1 pseudogene is annotated in these 521 nt (G+C 65.5%); it reads left to right on the top strand.

Annotated features, from left to right (window positions below):
* Window positions 1–90: 90 nt before the first annotated feature.
* A pseudogene (locus tag DC522_RS34105) lies at window positions 91–521 on the top strand (IS481 family transposase); the annotation flags it as partial.

The following is a 521-nucleotide window of genomic DNA, read 5'->3' as shown; positions in this document are numbered from 1 at the left end:
TTGGGACCGGGTGCGTTGCGCGATTGAGGAGTACGCTTGGCGCTTTGACGGCCTGCGACGCCGAGCTCCTCACCGCAGGAGGCCGTGAAGCTGTCCATCCACCCGCAAGCCCGTACCACCCCAGCTGTCCGCCAGGAGATCGCCCGCTCAGTCGAGCCCACGGGCGTGCTGGCCCAGCGCTATAGCGTGAGCCCCGAGACCATCCGCAAGTAGCGCAAGCGCGGAGTTCAGGATTGCCCGGACCATAGCAGCCGACCGCACAAGCTGCTCTGGAAAGCCCCCGTGGAAGAGCGCGATCGTCTGCGCTCTGCGCCAGGCCACCGGTCTTCCGCTCGATGGCCTCACTTTCGTGGTCACGCACTTCCTGCCGCATCTAAACCGGGACGCGGTCTACCGCATCCTCAAGGCTGAGGGGCTCGGGCGCCTGCCGCTGGCGCAGCAGCACCAGTGCAAGAGCGGCACATTCAAAGACTACGACCTCGGCTTCGTGCATCTGGACATCAAGCACCTGCCCAAGCTGA

It is taken from the genome of Microvirga sp. KLBC 81 (genome assembly GCF_003075415.1).
Taxonomy (GTDB): domain Bacteria; phylum Pseudomonadota; class Alphaproteobacteria; order Rhizobiales; family Beijerinckiaceae; genus Microvirga.
The sequence above is the reverse complement of the archived record's forward strand: the minus strand, read 5'-3'. Positions and strand labels throughout refer to the sequence as shown.